15 protein-coding genes are annotated in these 16,739 nt (G+C 69.1%); 6 read left to right on the top strand and 9 right to left on the bottom strand.

Annotation, left to right across the window (positions count from 1 at the left end):
* Positions 1–48: 48 nt before the first annotated feature.
* The 4 genes from AC4BGC_RS17870 to AC4BGC_RS17855 form a co-directional block, all read right to left on the bottom strand.
* Entirely contained in the window at positions 49–828 is a 780-nt protein-coding gene (locus AC4BGC_RS17870; RefSeq protein WP_490547069.1) for a DUF3566 domain-containing protein, read from the bottom strand.
* Positions 828–3,584 carry a DNA gyrase subunit A gene (gene gyrA, locus AC4BGC_RS17865; protein WP_490556977.1) on the bottom strand — a complete coding sequence of 919 codons (2,757 nt, stop codon included), beginning with the start codon at positions 3,582–3,584 and terminating at the stop codon, positions 828–830. The genes AC4BGC_RS17870 and gyrA overlap by 1 nt, the downstream gene beginning before the upstream one ends.
* A 167-nt stretch (positions 3,585–3,751) precedes the next feature.
* Positions 3,752–5,896, bottom strand: coding sequence for a DNA topoisomerase (ATP-hydrolyzing) subunit B (gene gyrB / locus AC4BGC_RS17860; protein WP_490547071.1), 2,145 nt, complete (start codon positions 5,894–5,896; stop codon positions 3,752–3,754).
* A gap of 397 nt (positions 5,897–6,293) precedes the next feature.
* Entirely contained in the window at positions 6,294–7,088 is a 795-nt protein-coding gene (locus AC4BGC_RS17855) for a helix-turn-helix domain-containing protein (protein WP_490556976.1), read from the bottom strand.
* A gap of 131 nt (positions 7,089–7,219) precedes the next feature.
* On the opposite strand from AC4BGC_RS17855, the gene AC4BGC_RS17850 reads away from it, so the two are divergent.
* Entirely contained in the window at positions 7,220–7,609 is a 390-nt protein-coding gene (locus AC4BGC_RS17850; protein ID WP_490556975.1) for a DUF1330 domain-containing protein, read from the top strand.
* Here AC4BGC_RS17850 and AC4BGC_RS17845 read toward each other — a convergent pair.
* The 5 genes from AC4BGC_RS17845 to dnaA form a co-directional block, all read right to left on the bottom strand.
* Entirely contained in the window at positions 7,600–8,184 is a 585-nt protein-coding gene (locus tag AC4BGC_RS17845) for a DciA family protein (protein WP_490556974.1), read from the bottom strand. The two genes, AC4BGC_RS17850 and AC4BGC_RS17845, sit on opposite strands and share 10 nt — an antisense overlap.
* The gene (recF, locus tag AC4BGC_RS17840; RefSeq protein ID WP_490556973.1) at positions 8,177–9,385 is read right to left on the bottom strand and encodes a DNA replication/repair protein RecF; all 1,209 of its coding nucleotides are present in this window, start codon (positions 9,383–9,385) and stop codon (positions 8,177–8,179) included. The genes AC4BGC_RS17845 and recF overlap by 8 nt, the downstream gene beginning before the upstream one ends.
* A gap of 13 nt (positions 9,386–9,398) precedes the next feature.
* The gene (gene gnd, locus AC4BGC_RS17835; RefSeq protein ID WP_490556972.1) at positions 9,399–10,367 is read right to left on the bottom strand and encodes a phosphogluconate dehydrogenase (NAD(+)-dependent, decarboxylating); all 969 of its coding nucleotides are present in this window, start codon (positions 10,365–10,367) and stop codon (positions 9,399–9,401) included.
* Positions 10,368–10,416: 49 nt separating this feature from the next.
* Positions 10,417–11,580, bottom strand: a complete 1,164-nt coding sequence (gene dnaN, locus AC4BGC_RS17830) for a DNA polymerase III subunit beta (RefSeq protein WP_490547077.1) — start codon at positions 11,578–11,580, stop codon at positions 10,417–10,419.
* Positions 11,581–12,068: 488 nt separating this feature from the next.
* Positions 12,069–13,637: a chromosomal replication initiator protein DnaA gene (gene dnaA / locus AC4BGC_RS17825; RefSeq protein ID WP_490556971.1), complete on the bottom strand. Its 1,569-nt coding sequence runs from the start codon at positions 13,635–13,637 to the stop codon at positions 12,069–12,071.
* A 603-nt stretch (positions 13,638–14,240) separates the two neighbouring features.
* Between dnaA and rpmH the strand changes: the two genes are divergently transcribed.
* The 5 genes from rpmH to AC4BGC_RS17800 are packed head-to-tail and all read left to right on the top strand — an operon-like array spanning position 14,241 to position 16,710.
* The gene (gene rpmH, locus AC4BGC_RS17820; RefSeq protein WP_490547080.1) at positions 14,241–14,378 is read left to right on the top strand and encodes a 50S ribosomal protein L34; all 138 of its coding nucleotides are present in this window, start codon (positions 14,241–14,243) and stop codon (positions 14,376–14,378) included.
* A gap of 17 nt (positions 14,379–14,395) precedes the next feature.
* Complete coding sequence (gene rnpA / locus AC4BGC_RS17815; RefSeq protein ID WP_490547081.1) at positions 14,396–14,800, top strand: ribonuclease P protein component; 405 nt, start codon at positions 14,396–14,398, stop codon at positions 14,798–14,800.
* Complete coding sequence (gene yidD / locus AC4BGC_RS17810) at positions 14,797–15,036, top strand: membrane protein insertion efficiency factor YidD (protein ID WP_490547082.1); 240 nt, start codon at positions 14,797–14,799, stop codon at positions 15,034–15,036. Before rnpA ends, yidD begins: the two co-directional genes overlap by 4 nt.
* A gap of 37 nt (positions 15,037–15,073) precedes the next feature.
* Positions 15,074–16,090 (top strand): membrane protein insertase YidC, encoded by a 1,017-nt coding sequence (yidC, locus tag AC4BGC_RS17805; protein ID WP_490557209.1) that lies wholly within the window; start codon positions 15,074–15,076, stop codon positions 16,088–16,090.
* 8 nt (positions 16,091–16,098) lie between these two features.
* Positions 16,099–16,710 carry a Jag family protein gene (locus AC4BGC_RS17800; protein WP_490557207.1) on the top strand — a complete coding sequence of 204 codons (612 nt, stop codon included), beginning with the start codon at positions 16,099–16,101 and terminating at the stop codon, positions 16,708–16,710.
* The last annotated feature ends 29 nt before the right edge of the window (positions 16,711–16,739 follow it).

Here is a 16,739-nt window from a genome sequence, read left to right as displayed (position 1 = left end):
AGGCTACCCCATGCGCAGGAGCCCCTACAAAACGCCTCCGGAAGGCGCTCAGTTGTCCTCGGCCAGGGTGACCTCAATACCACCGAGCAGCGCCGCGGAGAGGTTGTAGAGGAACGCTCCCAGGGTCGCGATCGCTGTGATCAAGATGACGTCGAGGACGGCCACGATCATCGTGAAACCGAGCACCCGGGAGGTGCCGACGTAGTCCTGGATCCGGAACGGATCGTCCCCGGTGCCGCCGACGGCCTGCTGGGCGACCGAGTTCACGGCGTCCCAGACCCCCGAGGCCCCCAGCACCGCCCAGATGATCGCCACGGCGACCACCAGCACGATGCCCAGCGCGATCGAGAGCAGGAACGAGGTCTTCATCACCGACCACGCGTCGACCTGGACCAGGCGCAGCTGCGCCCGGCGGGTACGACGCGGCGCGGCCGGCTTGGTCGCCGCCTCGGTCCGGGCCCCGTTGCTCGCCTGCGTGGCAGCACCCGCGCGGGGTCGCCGGAAACCGCTGTTGCGCCCGGCCGGGGCCTCGCTGGTGCCCACCGAGACCGCTTCGGCGCCCTGCCCGCCGGAGGCCTTCGCACGCTCCTTGTCGGCTCGCGCCTGCCTCGGCGACCTGGTCGTGGACTTCTTGACCGCGGACTTCTTCGCCGGCCTGGCCTCCGCCGGCCCAGCCTGGGACGTGGCCTCTGTTGACCGCTCCTGGGCGGGCCTGGCCTCCTGGGACTTCCCGGACTCCTCCGCCAGCCCTGGCGGAGGGGGCGGCAGGATCGGTCCGCCCAGATTTCGCCGTGAGGCGACGGAGTCGTCTTCGCGAGCCTCAGCCATCAGCTCTCGTCTCCCGGCTCGATGTCGGTGACCGTGCCGTCGTCGGTGTCGGTGTCGGGAGCGCCCTCGATGGCGTCCTCGACCTCCATAGTGGCACCACCCTCGAACTCGGCACCGGATCCGGCGTCACCGGTCCCCGAATCGGCGTCCGCCTGCTCCGCGGCTGCCTCGTCGACGGCTTCCTCCACGGCCTCCTCGACGGCCGCGTCCTTCTCGACGCTGCGAGCGACCACCGCGACGGTGTCCTTGCCCTTCGGAGAAACGAACTTCACGCCCATGGTGGAGCGTCCGGTGGGCCGGAACTGGTCGTCGATGGGGCTGCGGACGACCTGGCCGCCCGAGGTGATCGAGAGGATCTCGTCGCCCTCCACCACGATGAACGCGCCGACCAGGCCGCCGCGGTCCTCGTTGCTCAGCGACATCGCCTTGATGCCCAGGCCGCCGCGCGACTGGGTGCGGTAGTCGGAGATCCGGGTGCGCTTGGCGAAGCCGCCGTCGGTCATCGTGAACACGTACTGCTCGGCGACCTCGTCGGACTCGGCGGCCTCACCCTCCACGGACTCCTCGGCAGCCACCTGCTCGGCCCTGATCACCGACATCGAGAGCACCGAGTCGCCCTCACGGAACTTCATCCCCTGGACGCCGCTGGTGGCGCGACCCATCGGGCGCAGCTGGGTGTCGTCGGCCGGGAACCTGATCGCCTGCCCCTTGCGGGAGACCAGCAGGATGTCGTCGCCGGGGTTGACCAGCTCGGCACCGATCAGCTCGTCGTCGTCCTCGCGGAAGTTGATCGCGATCACGCCGGCCTGGCGGGGACTGTCGTAGTCCCCGAGACGCGTCTTCTTGACCAGTCCCGCCCGGGTGGCGAGCACCAGGTAGGGGGCCTGCTGGTAGTCGCGGATCGCGAGCACCTGGGCGATGTCCTCGTCGGGCTGGAAGGACAGCAGCCCCGCGACGTGGCTGCCCTTGGCGTCACGAGACGCCTCGGGCAGGTTGTAGGCCTTGGTGCGGTAGACGCGCCCGGCCGTGGTGAAGAACAGCAGCCAGTGGTGGTTGGTCGTGGCCATGAAGTGCTCCACGACGTCGTCTCCGCGCAGTGCGGCCCCACGCACGCCCTTGCCGCCCCGCTTCTGGGTGCGGTACTGGCTGGCGAGGGTCCGCTTGGCGTAGCCACCGCGGGTGATCGTCACGACGAGGTCCTCGTCGGGGATCAGGTCCTCCATCGAGAGATCGCCGTCGGCCGCGATGATCTGTGTACGACGGTCGTCGCCGTACTTCTCCACGATCGCGGTGAGCTCGTCGGAGACGATCTGACGCTGGCGCTCCTCGCGGGCGAGGATGTCCTCGAGGTCGGCGATCTCGATCTCGATCTCGGCCAACTGGTCTATGATCTTCTGACGCTCCAGAGCGGCCAGGCGACGCAGCTGCATGTCGAGGATCGCGTTGGCCTGGATCTCGTCGATCTCCAGCAGCTCGATCAGGCCCTGGCGGGCGTCGTCGACCTCGGGTGAGCGCCGGATCAGCGCGATCACCTCGTCGAGCATGTCGAGGGCCTTGACCAGCCCGCGCAGGATGTGGGCGCGGCGCTCGGCCTCTGCGAGGCGGAAGCGGGTCCGGCGCTGGATGACCTCGATCTGGTGGGTGACCCACGCGCTGATGAACTGGTCGATCGTCAGCGTGCGCGGCACCCCGTCGACCAGCGCCAGCATGTTGGCGCTGAAGTTGGTCTGCAGCTCGGTGTGCTTGAGCAGGTTGTTCAGCACGACCCGGGCGACGGCGTCGCGGCGCAGCACCACGACCAGCCGCTGGCCGGTACGGCCCGAGGAGTCGTCGCGCACGTCGGCGATGCCCTGGACCTTGCCGCCGCGGACCAGGTCGGCGATCTTCTCGGCCAGGTTGTCCGGGTTGACCATGTAGGGCAGCTCGGTGATGTTCAGGCAGGTGCGGCCCCGGGCGTCCTCGTCGATCTCGATGACCGCGCGCTGGGTGACCGAGCCGCGGCCGGTGCGGTAGGCCTGCTCGATGCCCTCGCGGCCCACGATCAGGGCGCCGTTGGGGAAGTCGGGGCCCTTGATCCGCTCGATCAGCGCGTCCTGGAGCTCCTCACGGCTGGCGTCGGGGTGCTCGAGCGCCCACTGGGCACCCGCCGCGACCTCGCGCAGGTTGTGCGGGGGGATGTTGGTGGCCATCCCGACCGCGATGCCGGCCGAGCCGTTGACCAGCAGGTTGGGGTAGCGCGACGGCAGCACCGTCGGCTCCTGGCTGCGGCCGTCGTAGTTGGGCTGGAAGTCGACGGTGTCCTGCTCGATGTCGCGGACCATCTCGAGGGCCAGCGGCGCCATCCGGCACTCGGTGTACCGCATCGCGGCGGCGGCGTCGTTGCCCGGCGAGCCGAAGTTGCCCTGCCCCTGGATCAGCGGCGCGCGCATCACCCACGGCTGCGCGAGACGCACCAAGGTGTCGTAGATCGCGGAGTCACCGTGCGGGTGGTACTGACCCATCACGTCACCGACGACGCGCGAGCACTTGGAGAACCCGCGGTCGGGACGGTAGCCGCCGTCGTACATCGCGTAGAGGACCCGACGGTGCACCGGCTTGAGCCCGTCACGTACGTCGGGCAGTGCCCGGCCCACGATGACCGCCATCGCGTAGTCGATGTAGGCCCGCTGCATCGAGGTCTGCAGCTCGATCGGCTCGATCCGGCCGCCGGGGCCCGGTGCGATGGGGCCGCTGCCGTCGGTGGGGGTCTCAGTCATTCGAATTCACTCTCGTTCTTTCGGGAGTCAGGCGTTGCGAGGTGCGTGCGATGGCAAGGCCGATGAGGGAAGGCGGGCCTGGAACGGCTGAGCGGGCGAAGCGGCCCGTCGACCGACACGCTGTTGATTCCTGGGGCGCCGCCAGGGCGTGCGGATCGCGGCGCTCATCAGATGTCGAGGAAGCGGACGTCTTTTGCGTTGCGCTGGATGAAGCCGCGCCGGCTGGCGACGTCCTCGCCCATCAGCACGGAGAACACCTCGTCGGCCTGGGCGGCGTCCTCGAGGGTGACCTGCAGCATCAGCCGCTGGTCGGGGTTCATCGTGGTCTCCCACAGCTCCTCGGCGTTCATCTCACCGAGGCCCTTGTAGCGCTGGACCGGGTTCTCCTTGGGGAGCTTCTTCCCCTGGGCGAGGCCGTCGGCCATCATCAGGTCGCGCTCGCTGTCGGAGTACACGAACTCGTGCTCGGCCGGCTTGTTCCAGCGCAGCCGGTAGAGCGGCGGCTGGGCCATGTAGACGAACCCGCCCTCGATCAGCGGCCGCATGAACCGGAACAGCAAGGTGAGCAGCAAGGTGTTGATGTGGTGGCCGTCGACGTCGGCGTCGGCCATCAGCACGACCTTGTGGTAGCGCAGCTTGTCGATGGCGAACTCCTCGTGCACACCGGTGCCGAGGGCGGAGATGATCGCCTGGACCTCGGCGTTGGCCAGCACCTTGTCGAGGCGAGCCTTCTCCACGTTGAGGATCTTTCCGCGGATCGGCAGGATCGCCTGGATCCGGGGATCACGTCCCTGGCGGGCGGAGCCGCCGGCGGAGTCACCCTCGACGATGAAGACCTCGCACTCCTCGGGGTTGGTCGACTGGCAGTCCGAGAGCTTGCCGGGCAGTCCGCCGCCACCGAAGAGGTCCTTGCGCGAGCGGGCCAGGTCACGGGCCTTGCGGGCGGCGACGCGGGCCTGGGCGGCCGACTGCGCCTTGCGGACGATGTCCTTGCCCTCGGCGGGGTTCTTCTGGAACCAGTCACCGAGCTGGTCGTTGACGATCCGCTGCACGAAGCCCTTGGCCTCGGTGTTGCCCAACTTGGTCTTGGTCTGACCCTCGAACTGGGGGTCGGCGAGCTTGATCGAGATGATCGCGGTCAGGCCCTCGCGGATGTCGTCGCCCTTGACCCGGTCCTCGGGCTTCTTGATCAGGCCCCACTCCTCGCCCCAGTTGTTGACCAGGGTCGTCAGGGAGGCCCGGAAGCCCTCCTCGTGGGTGCCGCCCTCGTAGGTGTTGATCGTGTTCGCGAAGGTGTGCACCGACTCGTTGTAGGTGGTGTTCCACTGCATCGCGAGCTCGAGGCTCATGTGGCTCTCGTGGCTCTCGGGCGTCTCGGCCTCGAAGTTGATCACCGTCGGGTTGGCGATGGTCTTGCTGCGGTTGAGGTGCTCGACGTAGTCGACGAGCCCGCGGTCGTACTTGAATCGGCGCTCCATCACCCCGCCGGGCGCGCTGTGCGCCGCCTGGGCGCCCTCGCCGCCGTCCTCGACGTCCGCGGAGACGGTGCCGTCCTCGATCGCCTCCGCGATCACCGCGGCCGAGGGCCGTTCGTCGCGTACGACGATCTCGAGGCCCTTGTTGAGGAAGGCCATCTCCCGGAACCGGTTGGAGATCGTCTCGAAGGAGTACTCGGTGGTCTCGAAGATGTCGTCGTTGGCCCAGAACCGGGTGGTGGTGCCGGTCTCCTCGGTCGGCTCGAGCTTCTCCAGGGGACCGGTGGGGACCCCCATCTCGAACGCCTGGAACCAGCGGAAGCCGTCGCGCTTGATCTCGACCTCGACGCGCTTGGAGAGCGCGTTCACCACCGAGATGCCCACGCCGTGCAGGCCGCCGGAGACCTTGTAGCCGGAACCGCCGAACTTGCCGCCCGCGTGCAGCACGGTGAGCACGACCGTGACGGCCGGAAGCTCCTGACCTGCGGGGATGTCGACCGGGATGCCGCGGCCGTTGTCGGAGACCTGGATGGCACCGTCGGGCAGGATCGTCACCTCGACCCGGTCGCAGAAGCCCGCGAGGGCCTCGTCGACCGAGTTGTCCACGACCTCCCACACCAGGTGGTGCAGGCCGCGCTCGCCCGTGGAGCCGATGTACATGCCAGGGCGCTTGCGCACGGCCTCGAGGCCCTCGAGGACCTGGATCGCGCTGGCGTCGTAGTTGCCAGCCTCCACCGAGTGCCCCTCGGTGATGCTCGCCGGAACCACCTCGGGAGCTGGTGGGTGGGTTTCGGGAAGGCCGTCGGAGGGAGTGGTGCTGGTGCTCTCGTCGGCCACGTGGAACTTCCTGTTCTGCTGTGCGCCCTCGCTTGGTTCACCAGGGCGGAAACCGGGTATGTCGGCACTGCTGCGTGCAACACAATGGCCGCCTCACAATGGGTCGGCGACCGAGCTCCAGTCTACCGCCCACGGCCCACAATCACCTCTCCCGTCCCGGGAATGTGGGGATCCGGCCCGAAAATTGCCCCTCAGAGGCCCGCAATCGGGTCCAGAGCGCCGCGCGAGGGGGTCATTCGACTCCCCATACGGCCCGGCGGCCGTTCAGCGCTGCATTTCGCGCGTGCGCGGCCGGGTCGCTGGCGCGCCTGTCCCCGGTCGCGCAATTGCTGGGAAATGACATCCCGATCCCCGATGTCGATGTCATTTGCCAGCAATTGCGGGATGGGGACCGCACTCAGCCGCGGCCGTCGAGCGTCGACCGGGTGGCGGCGTCGGCGGGGTAGAACGCTTCGATCGCGAGCTCCGAGACGGTCACCTCCCGGGTGGTGCCGAACACCGTCGTGGCGGAGAGGAAGGAGAGCCGCCGATCGCCGTCCTGGAAGGTCAGCGGGACGAGCAGCGGGGGTGGCTCGGGCCACGAGGGAGCGGCGGCGGCCGGCGGCTGGGCGTCGTACGCACGGACCAGGTCCGCAAGGCGCTCGTCGCCGGAGGTGTCGTGCTCGCGGCGGAGCCGGGAGAGCAGCGCGTCGCGCCACTGGGGCAGGTTCGCGATGCGCGGGGCCAGGCCGTCGGGCTCCAGGGTGAGTCGTACGACGTTCACGGGCGGCTCGAGCAGGTGCGCAGCGACCCCGTCCACCAGCCGGTAGACCGCGTCGTTCGCCGCGACCAGGTCCCAGGCGCCGTCGATGACCAGGGCCGGCCACGGCAGGTGGGCGGTCAGGATCGAGTCGATCGCGGCCGAGACCTGCGCGAGGGGCGGGTCGGCGAGGCTCAGCTCGGCGTGCGCGGGGGCGTACCCGCTGGCCAGCAGCAGCCGGTTCTGCTCGCGCAGCGGCACCTGCAGCTCCTCGCACAACCGCAGGATCATCTCGCTGGTGGGGCGGGAGCGTCCGGTCTCGATGAAGCTCACGTGCCGCGGTGAGACCCCGGCCCGGTGGGCGAGGTCGAGCTGGGAGCGGTTGCGCCGGCGCCTCCAGTCACGCAGCAGGACACCGGTCGACGGCGAGGCCTGGACCGTGCGAGAGGTCATGTCACCACGTTCCCATGCGCCGGGAAGCGTCACGACTACCTACGAGGTAGTCGACGCCGAGCGCGGGTGAGCGCAACGTGGACACCAGGTCGACCGCACTCCGGCGGTCGCACGACGACGAGGAGCCTCCCGTGACCACCCAGGACCAGAGCCCCACGAGCAGCCCCGACACGACCAGGCCCGCCTACGCGATCGCCTACCTGCGCGAGGTGAACTTCGCCGAGGAGATCGTGGACTACCTGCAACGCATCGACGAGACGCTGGCGCCGTTCGGCGGCCGGTTCCTGGTGCACGGCGGCGAGCTGATCGCCGTCGAGGGGAGCCTCGACGGGCGTCTCGTGGTGATCGTCTTCCCCGACGTGGCCTCGGCGACCGGTTGGTACGAGTCGCCCGGCTACCAGGAGATCCTGCCGCTGCGCACCAGGAACTCGGAGTCGGTCGCCGCGATCGTCGAGGGGGTGCCCGCCGGCTACCGCGCGGTGGACATGCTCTCCGCTGCCGGGAGCCAGGCTCAGCCGTAGGTGTCGCGCGGGCCGCGGCCCTTGACCCGGAGCCGGCCCTTCTTCCACGACGGTCCGCGGGGTCCCTCGATGTCGATCACCTGCACCGTCTCCTGCCCGAGCACCTCGTTGAGCCGGCGTACGACGTCGGGGGCGAGCAGCTTCATCTGGGTCGCCCACGCCGTGGAGTCGGTGCGTACGACGAGCCGCCCGTCGGCGTACGACTCGGGCTTCACGTGCTGGGCGACCTCGCGGCCCACGATCGCCTCCCAGCGGGAGAAGACGCCGTGCACCCGCAGCTCGGTCTCCCAGCCCTGCTCGCTGACGAAGCGCCCCAGGGTCGAGTCCATCGTCTGGGGATCGCGGTCGTCGGGGTGCGAGCCGCTGGAGCGCCCCTCGCGCTCGGTGCGCCACCGCCGGGCGGCGTCGGTGCGTGCCGGCGCGGGGCGCGACGACTTCTTCGGGGTCTTCCCGGCCAGCCCACGGGCGATCTGGCGGGCCAGGTCCAGGCCGGCGTCGTCGTGCGGCTCCTCGACCGGCCCGGCAGCGGGATCCTGCGGCTCTTGGGGGGCCGAGCTTTCGTCCTCGTCAGCCAACGGGGGTCACCTGGCCGGCGGCCACGTCGAAGCGCCGGCCGCGCAGTCCCTCGGGGATGTCGTCGGGGACCGCCGCGGTGACCAGCACCTGCTCCGCGCTGGAGACCAGCTCGGCCAGCTGGGCCCGGCGACCGCTGTCCAGCTCGGCGAAGACGTCGTCGAGGATCAGCACCGGGTCGTCGCCGGTGCTGCGCAGCAGCTCGTAGGAGGCCAGCCGCATCGCCAGCGCGAACGACCACGACTCCCCGTGGCTCGCGTACCCCTTGACCGGGAACTCGCCCAGGGAGCAGAGCAGGTCGTCACGGTGCGGCCCCACCAGGGACACCCCGCGCTCGAGCTCGTCGCGGCGGCGCCGGGCGATCTCGGCGAGCATCGCCTGCTCCAGGCTGGCCACGGTGTGCTGGGGGGCGGTTTCGACAGGCTCGACCCCATGGGTGGCATCGATGGTTTCGACAGGCTCGACCACCGTTGGCGGCTCGACCACCACGGGGTCGAAGCTGGGCTTGTAGCTGAGCACGGCGTCGTCGCGGGTGGCCCCGCGGGCCACCGCCTCGTAGGCCTTGCCGAGCAGGGGGTTCAGCTCCTCGATCACCCGCCCGCGCGAGGCCATGATCTCCGCGCCCAGGCGGGCGAGGTTGGCGTCCCACACCTCGAGGGTGGTCAGCGCCGACTCCGAGCCGGGGCCGCGCAGGCGGGCGGTCTTCAGCAGGGTGTTGCGCTGCTTGAGCACCCGGTCGTAGTCGGCCCGGGTGCCGGCGTACCTCGCGCCCTGGTGCAGCACCAGCAGGTCGTCGACGAACCGGCGCCGCTCGGTGGGGTCGCCCTTGACCAGCGCCAGGTCGTCGGGGGCGAAGACGACGCTGCGCACCAGCCCGAGCAGCTCGCGCGCCCGGGGCAGCTGGGCGCGGTTCACCCGGGCCCGGTTGGACTTGCCGGGGTTGATCTCGACCTCCAGCACGGCCCGTCGGTCGTCGCGTACGACGGCAGCGCGCACCACGGCGTTGGCCGCTCCGCGGCGGACCAGCGGCAGGTCCGAGGCCACCCGGTGGGAGCTCAGCCGGGACAGGTAGTCGATCGCCTCGACGATGTTGGTCTTGCCCTGGCCGTTGCGGCCGACGAACGAGGTGACGCCGGGCTCCAGCTCGACCTCGAGGACCGGGTAGGAGCGGAAGTCGTGCAGGGAGAGGTGGGCGACGTACAAACGAAACTCTCGACTACTTGTCGCGGGTGGGCTTGTCGGCCGGGGAGTCGACGTCCTTGGTGGTCGGCGGACCGCCGGCCTGCACGGCGTGACCGCCGAACTGGTTGCGCATCGCCGCCACCGCCTTCATCGCGGGGCTGTCGTCCTGGCGCGAGCTGAACCGGGCGAACAGCGAGGCGGCGATCACGTGCATGGGTACGGCGTTGTCGATCGCGGCCTCGACCGTCCACCGGCCCTCGCCGGAGTCCTCGGCGTACCCGCGGACCTTGTCGAGGTGGGCGTCGTCCTTGACCGCGGCGACCAGCAGGTCGAGTAGCCAGGACCGGATCACGGTGCCCTCGCGCCAGGAGTCGAAGACGTCGGTGACGTTGTCGACCACGTCGACGGCCTGGAGCAGCTCCCAGCCCTCGGCGTAGGCCTGCATCATGGCGTACTCGATGCCGTTGTGGACCATCTTGGCGAAGTGCCCCGCGCCCGGCTTGGTGCCGGCGTGGACGAACCCCGCCTCGCCCTCGGGGCGCAGCGCGTCGAAGGCCGGTTGGACCTTGGCGACGTCCTCCTCGGACCCGCCGCACATCAGCGCGTAGCCGTTCTCCAGGCCCCACACGCCGCCGGAGACGCCGCAGTCGACGAAGCCGACACCCTTCTCGCCGAGCGCTGCGGCGTTCACCTCGTCGTCGGTCCACCGGGAGTTGCCGCCGTCGACGACCAGGTCGCCCTCCGAGAGCAGCTCGCCGAGCGCCGCGATCGTGTCCCGGGTGGGGTCACCGGAGGGAACCATCACCCACACGACCTTGGGGCTGGGCAGCTGCTCGACCATCTCCTCGAGGCTGGACACGTCGCTGACCTCGGGGTTCCGGTCGAAACCGACCACGGTGAGGCCGGCCTTACGCATCCGGGTGCGCATGTTCGCGCCCATCTTCCCCAGTCCGACGAGTCCGATGTCCATGTGCGTGAACCTTTCCGAAACGGGAGGTCTCATCGTGCAAGGGGTCGGACTGCGCTGTCCAACGAGCAGCTTGGAATGTGGGTCAGGACAGCAGGCGGCGCGGCATCAGCAGGTAACGGAAGTCGGTCTCGGCCTCGCCCTCGAGGGATCCCACCCCCGAGAGTACGACCGGCTTGGAGGCCTGCGTGAACGCCAGCTCCACGAACGGCGACTCGATGGCGGTGAGGCCGTCGAGGAGGTACGCCGGGTTGAACCCGGTCGTGATGTCCTCACCGGTCACGTGCGCCTCCAGCGACTCGCTGGCCATCGCCTCCTCGCCCGAGCCCGCGTCCAGGGTCAGCACGCCGTCGGAGAAGGCGAGCTGGACGGCGGTGTTGCGCTCGGCGACGAGCGAGACGCGCTTGACCGAGTCGATCAGGCTGGCCTTGTCGACCCGGGCGACGGTCAGGTGCTCGCTGGGGAACAGCGAGCGGACCTTGGGGAAGTCGCCGTCGAGCAGCCGGGTCGTCGTACGACGGATGCCGCCGCCGGCCGAGCCCTCGAAACCGATGATCCCCTCGCCGGCGCCGCCGCCCGAACCGTTGGAGAGCGCGATCGAGATCTCGCTGCCTCCGACCAGGGCCTTGGCGGTGTCGGCCAGGACCTTCGCCGGCACCAGCGCGGCGGAGTCGATGTCGGGGGCCGACGGGGACCAGGTCAGCTCACGCTGGGAGAGCCGGAACCGGTCGGTGGCCAGCATCGCGATCGAGTCTCCGTCGAGCTCGATCCGGACACCGGTCAGCACCGGCAGCATGTCGTCGCGGCCGGCCGCGGTGACCGCCTGGGAGACGGCGTTGGCGAACACCGAGCTGCTCACCGTGCCCCGGGCCTCGGGCATCTGCGGCAGCGTCGGGTAGTCCTCCACCGGCATCGTCTGCAGGCTGAACCGGGCAGAACCGCAGGTCAGGGTCACCTTCGAGCCCTCGATGCTCATCTCGACCGGCTTGTTGGGCAGGCTGCGGCAGATGTCGGCGAGCAGGCGCCCGGAGACCAGGGCGCGGCCCTCGTCGGTGACGTCGGCGTTCAGCGTCGCCCGCGCGGAGGTCTCGTAGTCGAACGTGGACAGCTGGAGGCCGTCAGCACCCTCGAAGGTCCCGGCCTCGATCAGCAGGCCGGCGAGCACGGGGGCACTCGGGCGGATCGGGAGCGCGCGTGCCGTCCAGGCGACGGCGTCAGCGAGAACGTCGCGTTCTACGCGGAACTTCACGGATGGTTCCTCTCGATCAGGTGCATCAGCTGTGGGGGTCCCCAGCGACTACGCAGAAAACTACGCGAAAACTGTGTTCGGCACGTTGCTGCGCACCACTCGGGTGCGCTGGAGCCTCGCTAAGTGCCGGGAGGAGCATCCTGCCACGGCCCGCTTCCTCCACAGGCTCACGTGTCCCCGGTTGTTGCGCGGCGAGGAATCAATTGGGAATTCAGCAGTAGTAGTAGGTGCGGTGGATTCTGTGGACAACCCGGGTTCGTGCAGGTCAGCGCGTACAAGTTGTGCGACCCGGCCTGTGGACGGCGCCCGTCGAAACCACAAGTTCCTGTGGTTCGGGAGAGTCCCTGTGGGTTGCGAGCACCGGCTGTCCACACGTCGTACCGGACCAGTCCACCGAAATTGCCCGCTGGAACCACATCTTGCAACGTTGTAGTTCACGCTCACCCGGATCGCCTCGGAACAGGGCCGGGCGACCCGGGTCGGGAGGCTCAACTCTGCTTGGCCTGCTGCTTGACGCGGGTGGTGAGCTCGGTGACCTGGTGGAAGACGTTGCGACGCTCGGCGAGGTCCTTGCGGATCCGGCGGTCGGCGTTCATCACCGTGGTGTGGTCGCGGCCGCCGAACTGCTGGCCGATCTTCGGCAGCGAGAGCTCGGTGAGCTCCCGGCACAGGTACATCGCGATCTGGCGAGCCGTCACCAGAGCGCGCGTGCGGCTGGGACCGCACAGGTCCTCGATCGAGAACCCGAAGTACGACGCGGTCTGGGCGATGATCAGCCCGGCGGTGACCTCGGGCTCGCCACCTTCGGGGATCAGGTCCTTGAGCACGATCTCGGCAAGGGTCATGTCGACCTCCTGCTGGTTGATGCTCGCGAACGCGGTGACCCGGATCAGGGCGCCTTCGAGCTCGCGGATGTTGGTCTGGATCCGCGAGGCGATGAACTCCAGCACGTCCGCCGGGGCCGAGAGCCGGTCGGCGGCCGCCTTCTTGCGCAGGATCGCGATCCGCGTCTCGAGGTCGGGCGGCTGTACGTCGGTGAGCAGGCCCCACTCGAACCGGTTGCGCAGCCGGTCCTCGAGCTGGGTGAGCCGCTTGGGCGGACGGTCGGAGCTGATCACGATCTGCTTGTTGGCGTTGTGCAGGGTGTTGAACGTGTGGAAGAACTCCTCCTGGGTCTGCTGCTTGCCCTCGAGGAACTGGATGTCGTCGACCAGGAGCACGTCGACATCGCGGTAGCGGCGCTGCAGCGCCGCGGTGTTGGCGTCCTTGATGGCGTTGATCACGTCGTTGGTGAACGCCTCGGACGAGACGTAGCGGATCTTGGCGCCGGTCCACAGGTTGCGGACGTAGTGGCCGATCGCGTGCAGCAGGTGGGTCTTGCCCAGCCCGGAGTCGCCGTAGACCAGGAGCGGGTTGTACGCCTTGCCGGGCGCTTCGGCGACCGCGACCGCGGCGGCGTGGGCGAACCGGTTGGAGGACCCGATCACGAAGGTCTCGAAGGAGTACCGCGGGTTCAGCGGGCTGTCCGGGATGCCCGTGGTCAGCGATGCGCTGGCCCGTGTCGACAAATCACTTTGTCGATGTGTGGTCGGACGGATGGGACGGAGGTCCTGGGGGTGGAACACGGGCAGGCTCGGGGACGCCGCGAGCGAGGCCCCCTGGTTGGGCGGGGAGGACCCGGGCGTGGAGAAGGTGCCGGCACGTCCGGCGCCCTGGTCGCCGAGATGGTCGCCGAAGTGCGTCGGCTCGGGGGGTGCCACCGGGGATGCCTGCGACTCGTCGGGCTCCAGGGCGGGGTCCACGCTGACCGCGAGCCGGATCGGCTTGCCGAGGCGGTCGGTGAGCGTGTCCTCGATCCGGGTGCGCAGTCGCCCTTCGAGCTGGTTGCGGGTGAACTCGTTGGGGACGGCCACCACGGCGGTGCTCTCGGCGAGCATCAGCGGCTTGCTGGAGGTCAGCCACACCCGCTGGTTCGGCGGAAGGCTGTCCACGATCCCGGGCCAGAGCGCCTCGAGGTCACTCGCCTGGTTGTTGCTGGTGTTGTGTGTTCCATCCACGCCCCGTAGCGCTCCCCTTCTATGGCTGTGCCGCGGTGCAGCGCCGGTGAAATCACTGACTCCACACCTTTGTCCACAGGTTGTGCGATAACGCAGGATGTCCTGTTCTGAGATTCCTGCGTTGGTGTTCCCGACGGTGTCCTGCTGCGTGCTCCGGCGCTGTCGCAGCGGGAGAACGCCCGCCACACGCCGTCACCCTGGGTCGTCCGGCCGCCTGTTTCGGGACCGGGCCGACTGGTGTGCTGGGGCCTGCTGGAAGGCTGACGCTAACAACCGTGACGGCTGTGGATCAACCGTTGTCCACAGGCATTGGCCCAGTTATCCCCAGGGTGCTGCGTGTGGAAGTAAACCCGGGCACCCCAAGGGTGTGGCATGTCCGGCTCGCGGAGGTTCACCGTCACACAGCGGCCGAATTGACCCCCCTGCCGCGCGGCACGTACCGTTGGCAGGTCTGAACCGGCGTCGACCGGTGCCGCATGTCCATGACAGTTCCGATCTCGCATGGGTGAGCGGTGCCAGTTGACCTGCAACTGGCGATCGATCTCGCACGCGCAATACCGGTGACCGGACTGTCAGCAACCCCCCCTGAGTGGAGTGAGTAAGTTGAGCAAGCGCACGTTCCAGCCGAACAACCGTCGTCGGCACAAGACCCATGGGTTCCGCCTCCGGATGCGTACGCGCGCCGGCCGCGCCGTGCTCGCCGCCCGTCGCCGGAAGGGCCGCGACCGCCTCGCTGTCTGAGGCGTGAGCAGCCGGGTGTGCTTTCTCCCAGCAATCGCCTGACCTCGCCGCTCCACTTTCGCGAGGTCGTGCGCCGCGGCCGGCGCTGTGGTGGCCCACTGATGGTGGTCCACCTCCGCGCGCCCGCGGTCGAGCCTGCCCGAGAACCTGCCCATGCGGGCGTGACCAACAGCCCGCGGGTGGGTTTCGTGGTCTCCAAGGCCGTGGGACCCGCCGTGGTGCGCAACCTGGTCAAGCGCCGGTTGCGTCACTTGGCGCGGGAGCGCATCGGCGCGCTTCCCCGGCGTGGGATGCTCGTGGTCCGTGCCCTCCCGGCGGCAGCGGACGCGTCCTACGACGAGCTCGAGCGTGAGCTGGACCGGTGTCTCGCCAAGGTGGGCGTGACAGCAGATTCTTCGGCGCATGTGGAGGGGGTCCGGTGAAGTTCCTGCTGATCTGGCTTCTTCGCGTATATCGGTTCGCCATCAGCCCGCTGTACGGGCAGGTGTGCCGCTATCACCCGACGTGTTCGGCGTACGCGCTCGAGGCCATCACCCAGCACGGCAGCATCAAGGGCAGCTGGCTCGCCGTACGCCGGGTCGCGCGGTGTCATCCCTGGGCGCTGGGTGGATATGACCCAGTTCCTCCACATCATCAAAAGCTGACTCGAGGAGTCTGACTTGTTGTCCTTCTTCAAGGATCTCGGCGGCTTCATCATGACGCCGCTGTACTTCGTGATCAGCGCGGTGCTGCTGGGCTGGCACCAGGTGTGGGGGTCCCTGTTCGGTGAGGCCTCGGGCATTGCCTGGGTGCTGTCGATCATCGGGCTCACCATCGTGATCCGCGCCCTGCTGATCCCGCTGTTCGTCAAGCAGATCAAGTCCAGCCGCAACATGCAGCTGCTGCAGCCCAAGGTCAAGGAGCTGCAGAAGAAGTACGGCCACGACCGGGAGCGTCTCGCCCAGGAGACGATGAACCTCTACCGGGAGACCAAGACCAACCCGCTCTCCTCGTGCCTTCCGCTGATCATCCAGATGCCGATCTTCCTGGCACTGTTCCGCCTGATCGACCAGGCCGCGAAGGACCCCGACACCGTCCGCGGCCTGATGACCGTCTCGCTCAACGAGCAGTTCGGTGACGCCGTCTTCCTCGGCGCGAAGATCTCCGACACGTTCATGAGCACCGACTCCACCGGCGTACGCGTGCTCGCCGCGGTCCTGGTGCTCGCGATGACCGCGACCACGTTCCTGACCCAGCGCCAGCTGATGAGCAAGAACATGCCAGCCGACGCCCTCACCGGTCCCTACGCCCAGCAGCAGAAGATGCTGCTCTACGTGCTCCCCGTGGTCTTCGCCGTCGGCGGCATCGCCTTCCCGATCGGTGTCCTCTTCTACTGGACCACCTCGAACCTGTGGACCATGGGCCAGCAGTTCTACGTGATCCGCAACAACCCCGCTCCGAACACCGAGGCGTTCAAGGCCAAGCAGCTCCGCGACGAGGAGAAGCGCAAGCGCAAGGGCCTGCCGGCCACCGAGGCCGCGGCGGGAACCACGATCGAGGCCGAGCCCGAGGCCCCGAAGCCGGCCCAGCGCCAGCAGCCGAAGAAGCTGACCCGTGAGCAGCGCAAGAAGCAGGGACGCCCCGGCGGCCCCACTGGCAACACCCCCAAGCCTGTAGAACCCACCACTGCACAGCAGACCGATCCCCCGAGCGATCAGGGAGAAGACAAGTGAGTGAACCCGTGAACGAGACCATCGAGGCCGGATCCCAGGCCGAGGCCGACGCCGAGAACACCCCCGAGTCGGCCCCCGAGGAGTCGGCTGCTGCTGCGGTGACCGAGGACGTGCACACCGAGGGCGACAGCGACGACAGCAACGAGCCCACCCGGCCGGGCCGGCGTGAGCGCCTCGAGCAGGAGGGCGACATCGCCGCCGACTACCTCGAGGAGCTGCTCGAGATCACCGACCTCGACGGCGACCTGGACATGGACGTGGAGGGCGACCGCGCCACCGTGTCCATCGTCGGCGCCAACCTGCCCCAGCTCGTGGGTGACCAGGGCGAGGTGCTCGAGGCGCTGCAGGAGCTGACTCGCCTTGCCGTCTACCGCGAGACCGGTGAACGGTCCCGGTTGATGCTCGACATCAGCGGCCACCGTGCGGCCCGCCGTACCGACCTGGAGAAGCAGGCCGGCGAGATCATCGCTCAGGTGAAGGAGTCCGGCGAGCGCGCGACGCTGGAGCCGATGTCCCCGTTCGAGCGCAAGGTCGTGCACGACGTCGTTGCTGCTGCCGGCTTGAAGTCTGAGTCGGAGGGGGCCGAGCCGCGTCGCTACGTCGTCGTGCTGCCCTCGTGACACCGGTCGGGTGACCGGTGTTCCACGGC

Source organism: Nocardioides sp. Z38_18, from assembly GCF_058215695.1.
The sequence above is the reverse complement of the archived record's forward strand: the minus strand, read 5'-3'. Positions and strand labels throughout refer to the sequence as shown.

What these genes read in the sequence shown, in the direction of transcription:
- yidC (WP_490557209.1), top strand. Translation starts at nt 15,074, where the DNA reads ATGACGCCGCTGTACTTCGTGATCAGCGCGGTGCTGCTGGGCTGGCAC.
- gnd (WP_490556972.1), bottom strand. Translation starts at nt 10,367, where the DNA reads ATGAGACCTCCCGTTTCGGAAAGGTTCACGCACATGGACATCGGACTC.
- AC4BGC_RS17855 (WP_490556976.1), bottom strand. Translation starts at nt 7,088, where the DNA reads ATGACCTCTCGCACGGTCCAGGCCTCGCCGTCGACCGGTGTCCTGCTG.
- gyrA (WP_490556977.1), bottom strand. Translation starts at nt 3,584, where the DNA reads ATGACTGAGACCCCCACCGACGGCAGCGGCCCCATCGCACCGGGCCCC.
- AC4BGC_RS17870 (WP_490547069.1), bottom strand. Translation starts at nt 828, where the DNA reads ATGGCTGAGGCTCGCGAAGACGACTCCGTCGCCTCACGGCGAAATCTG.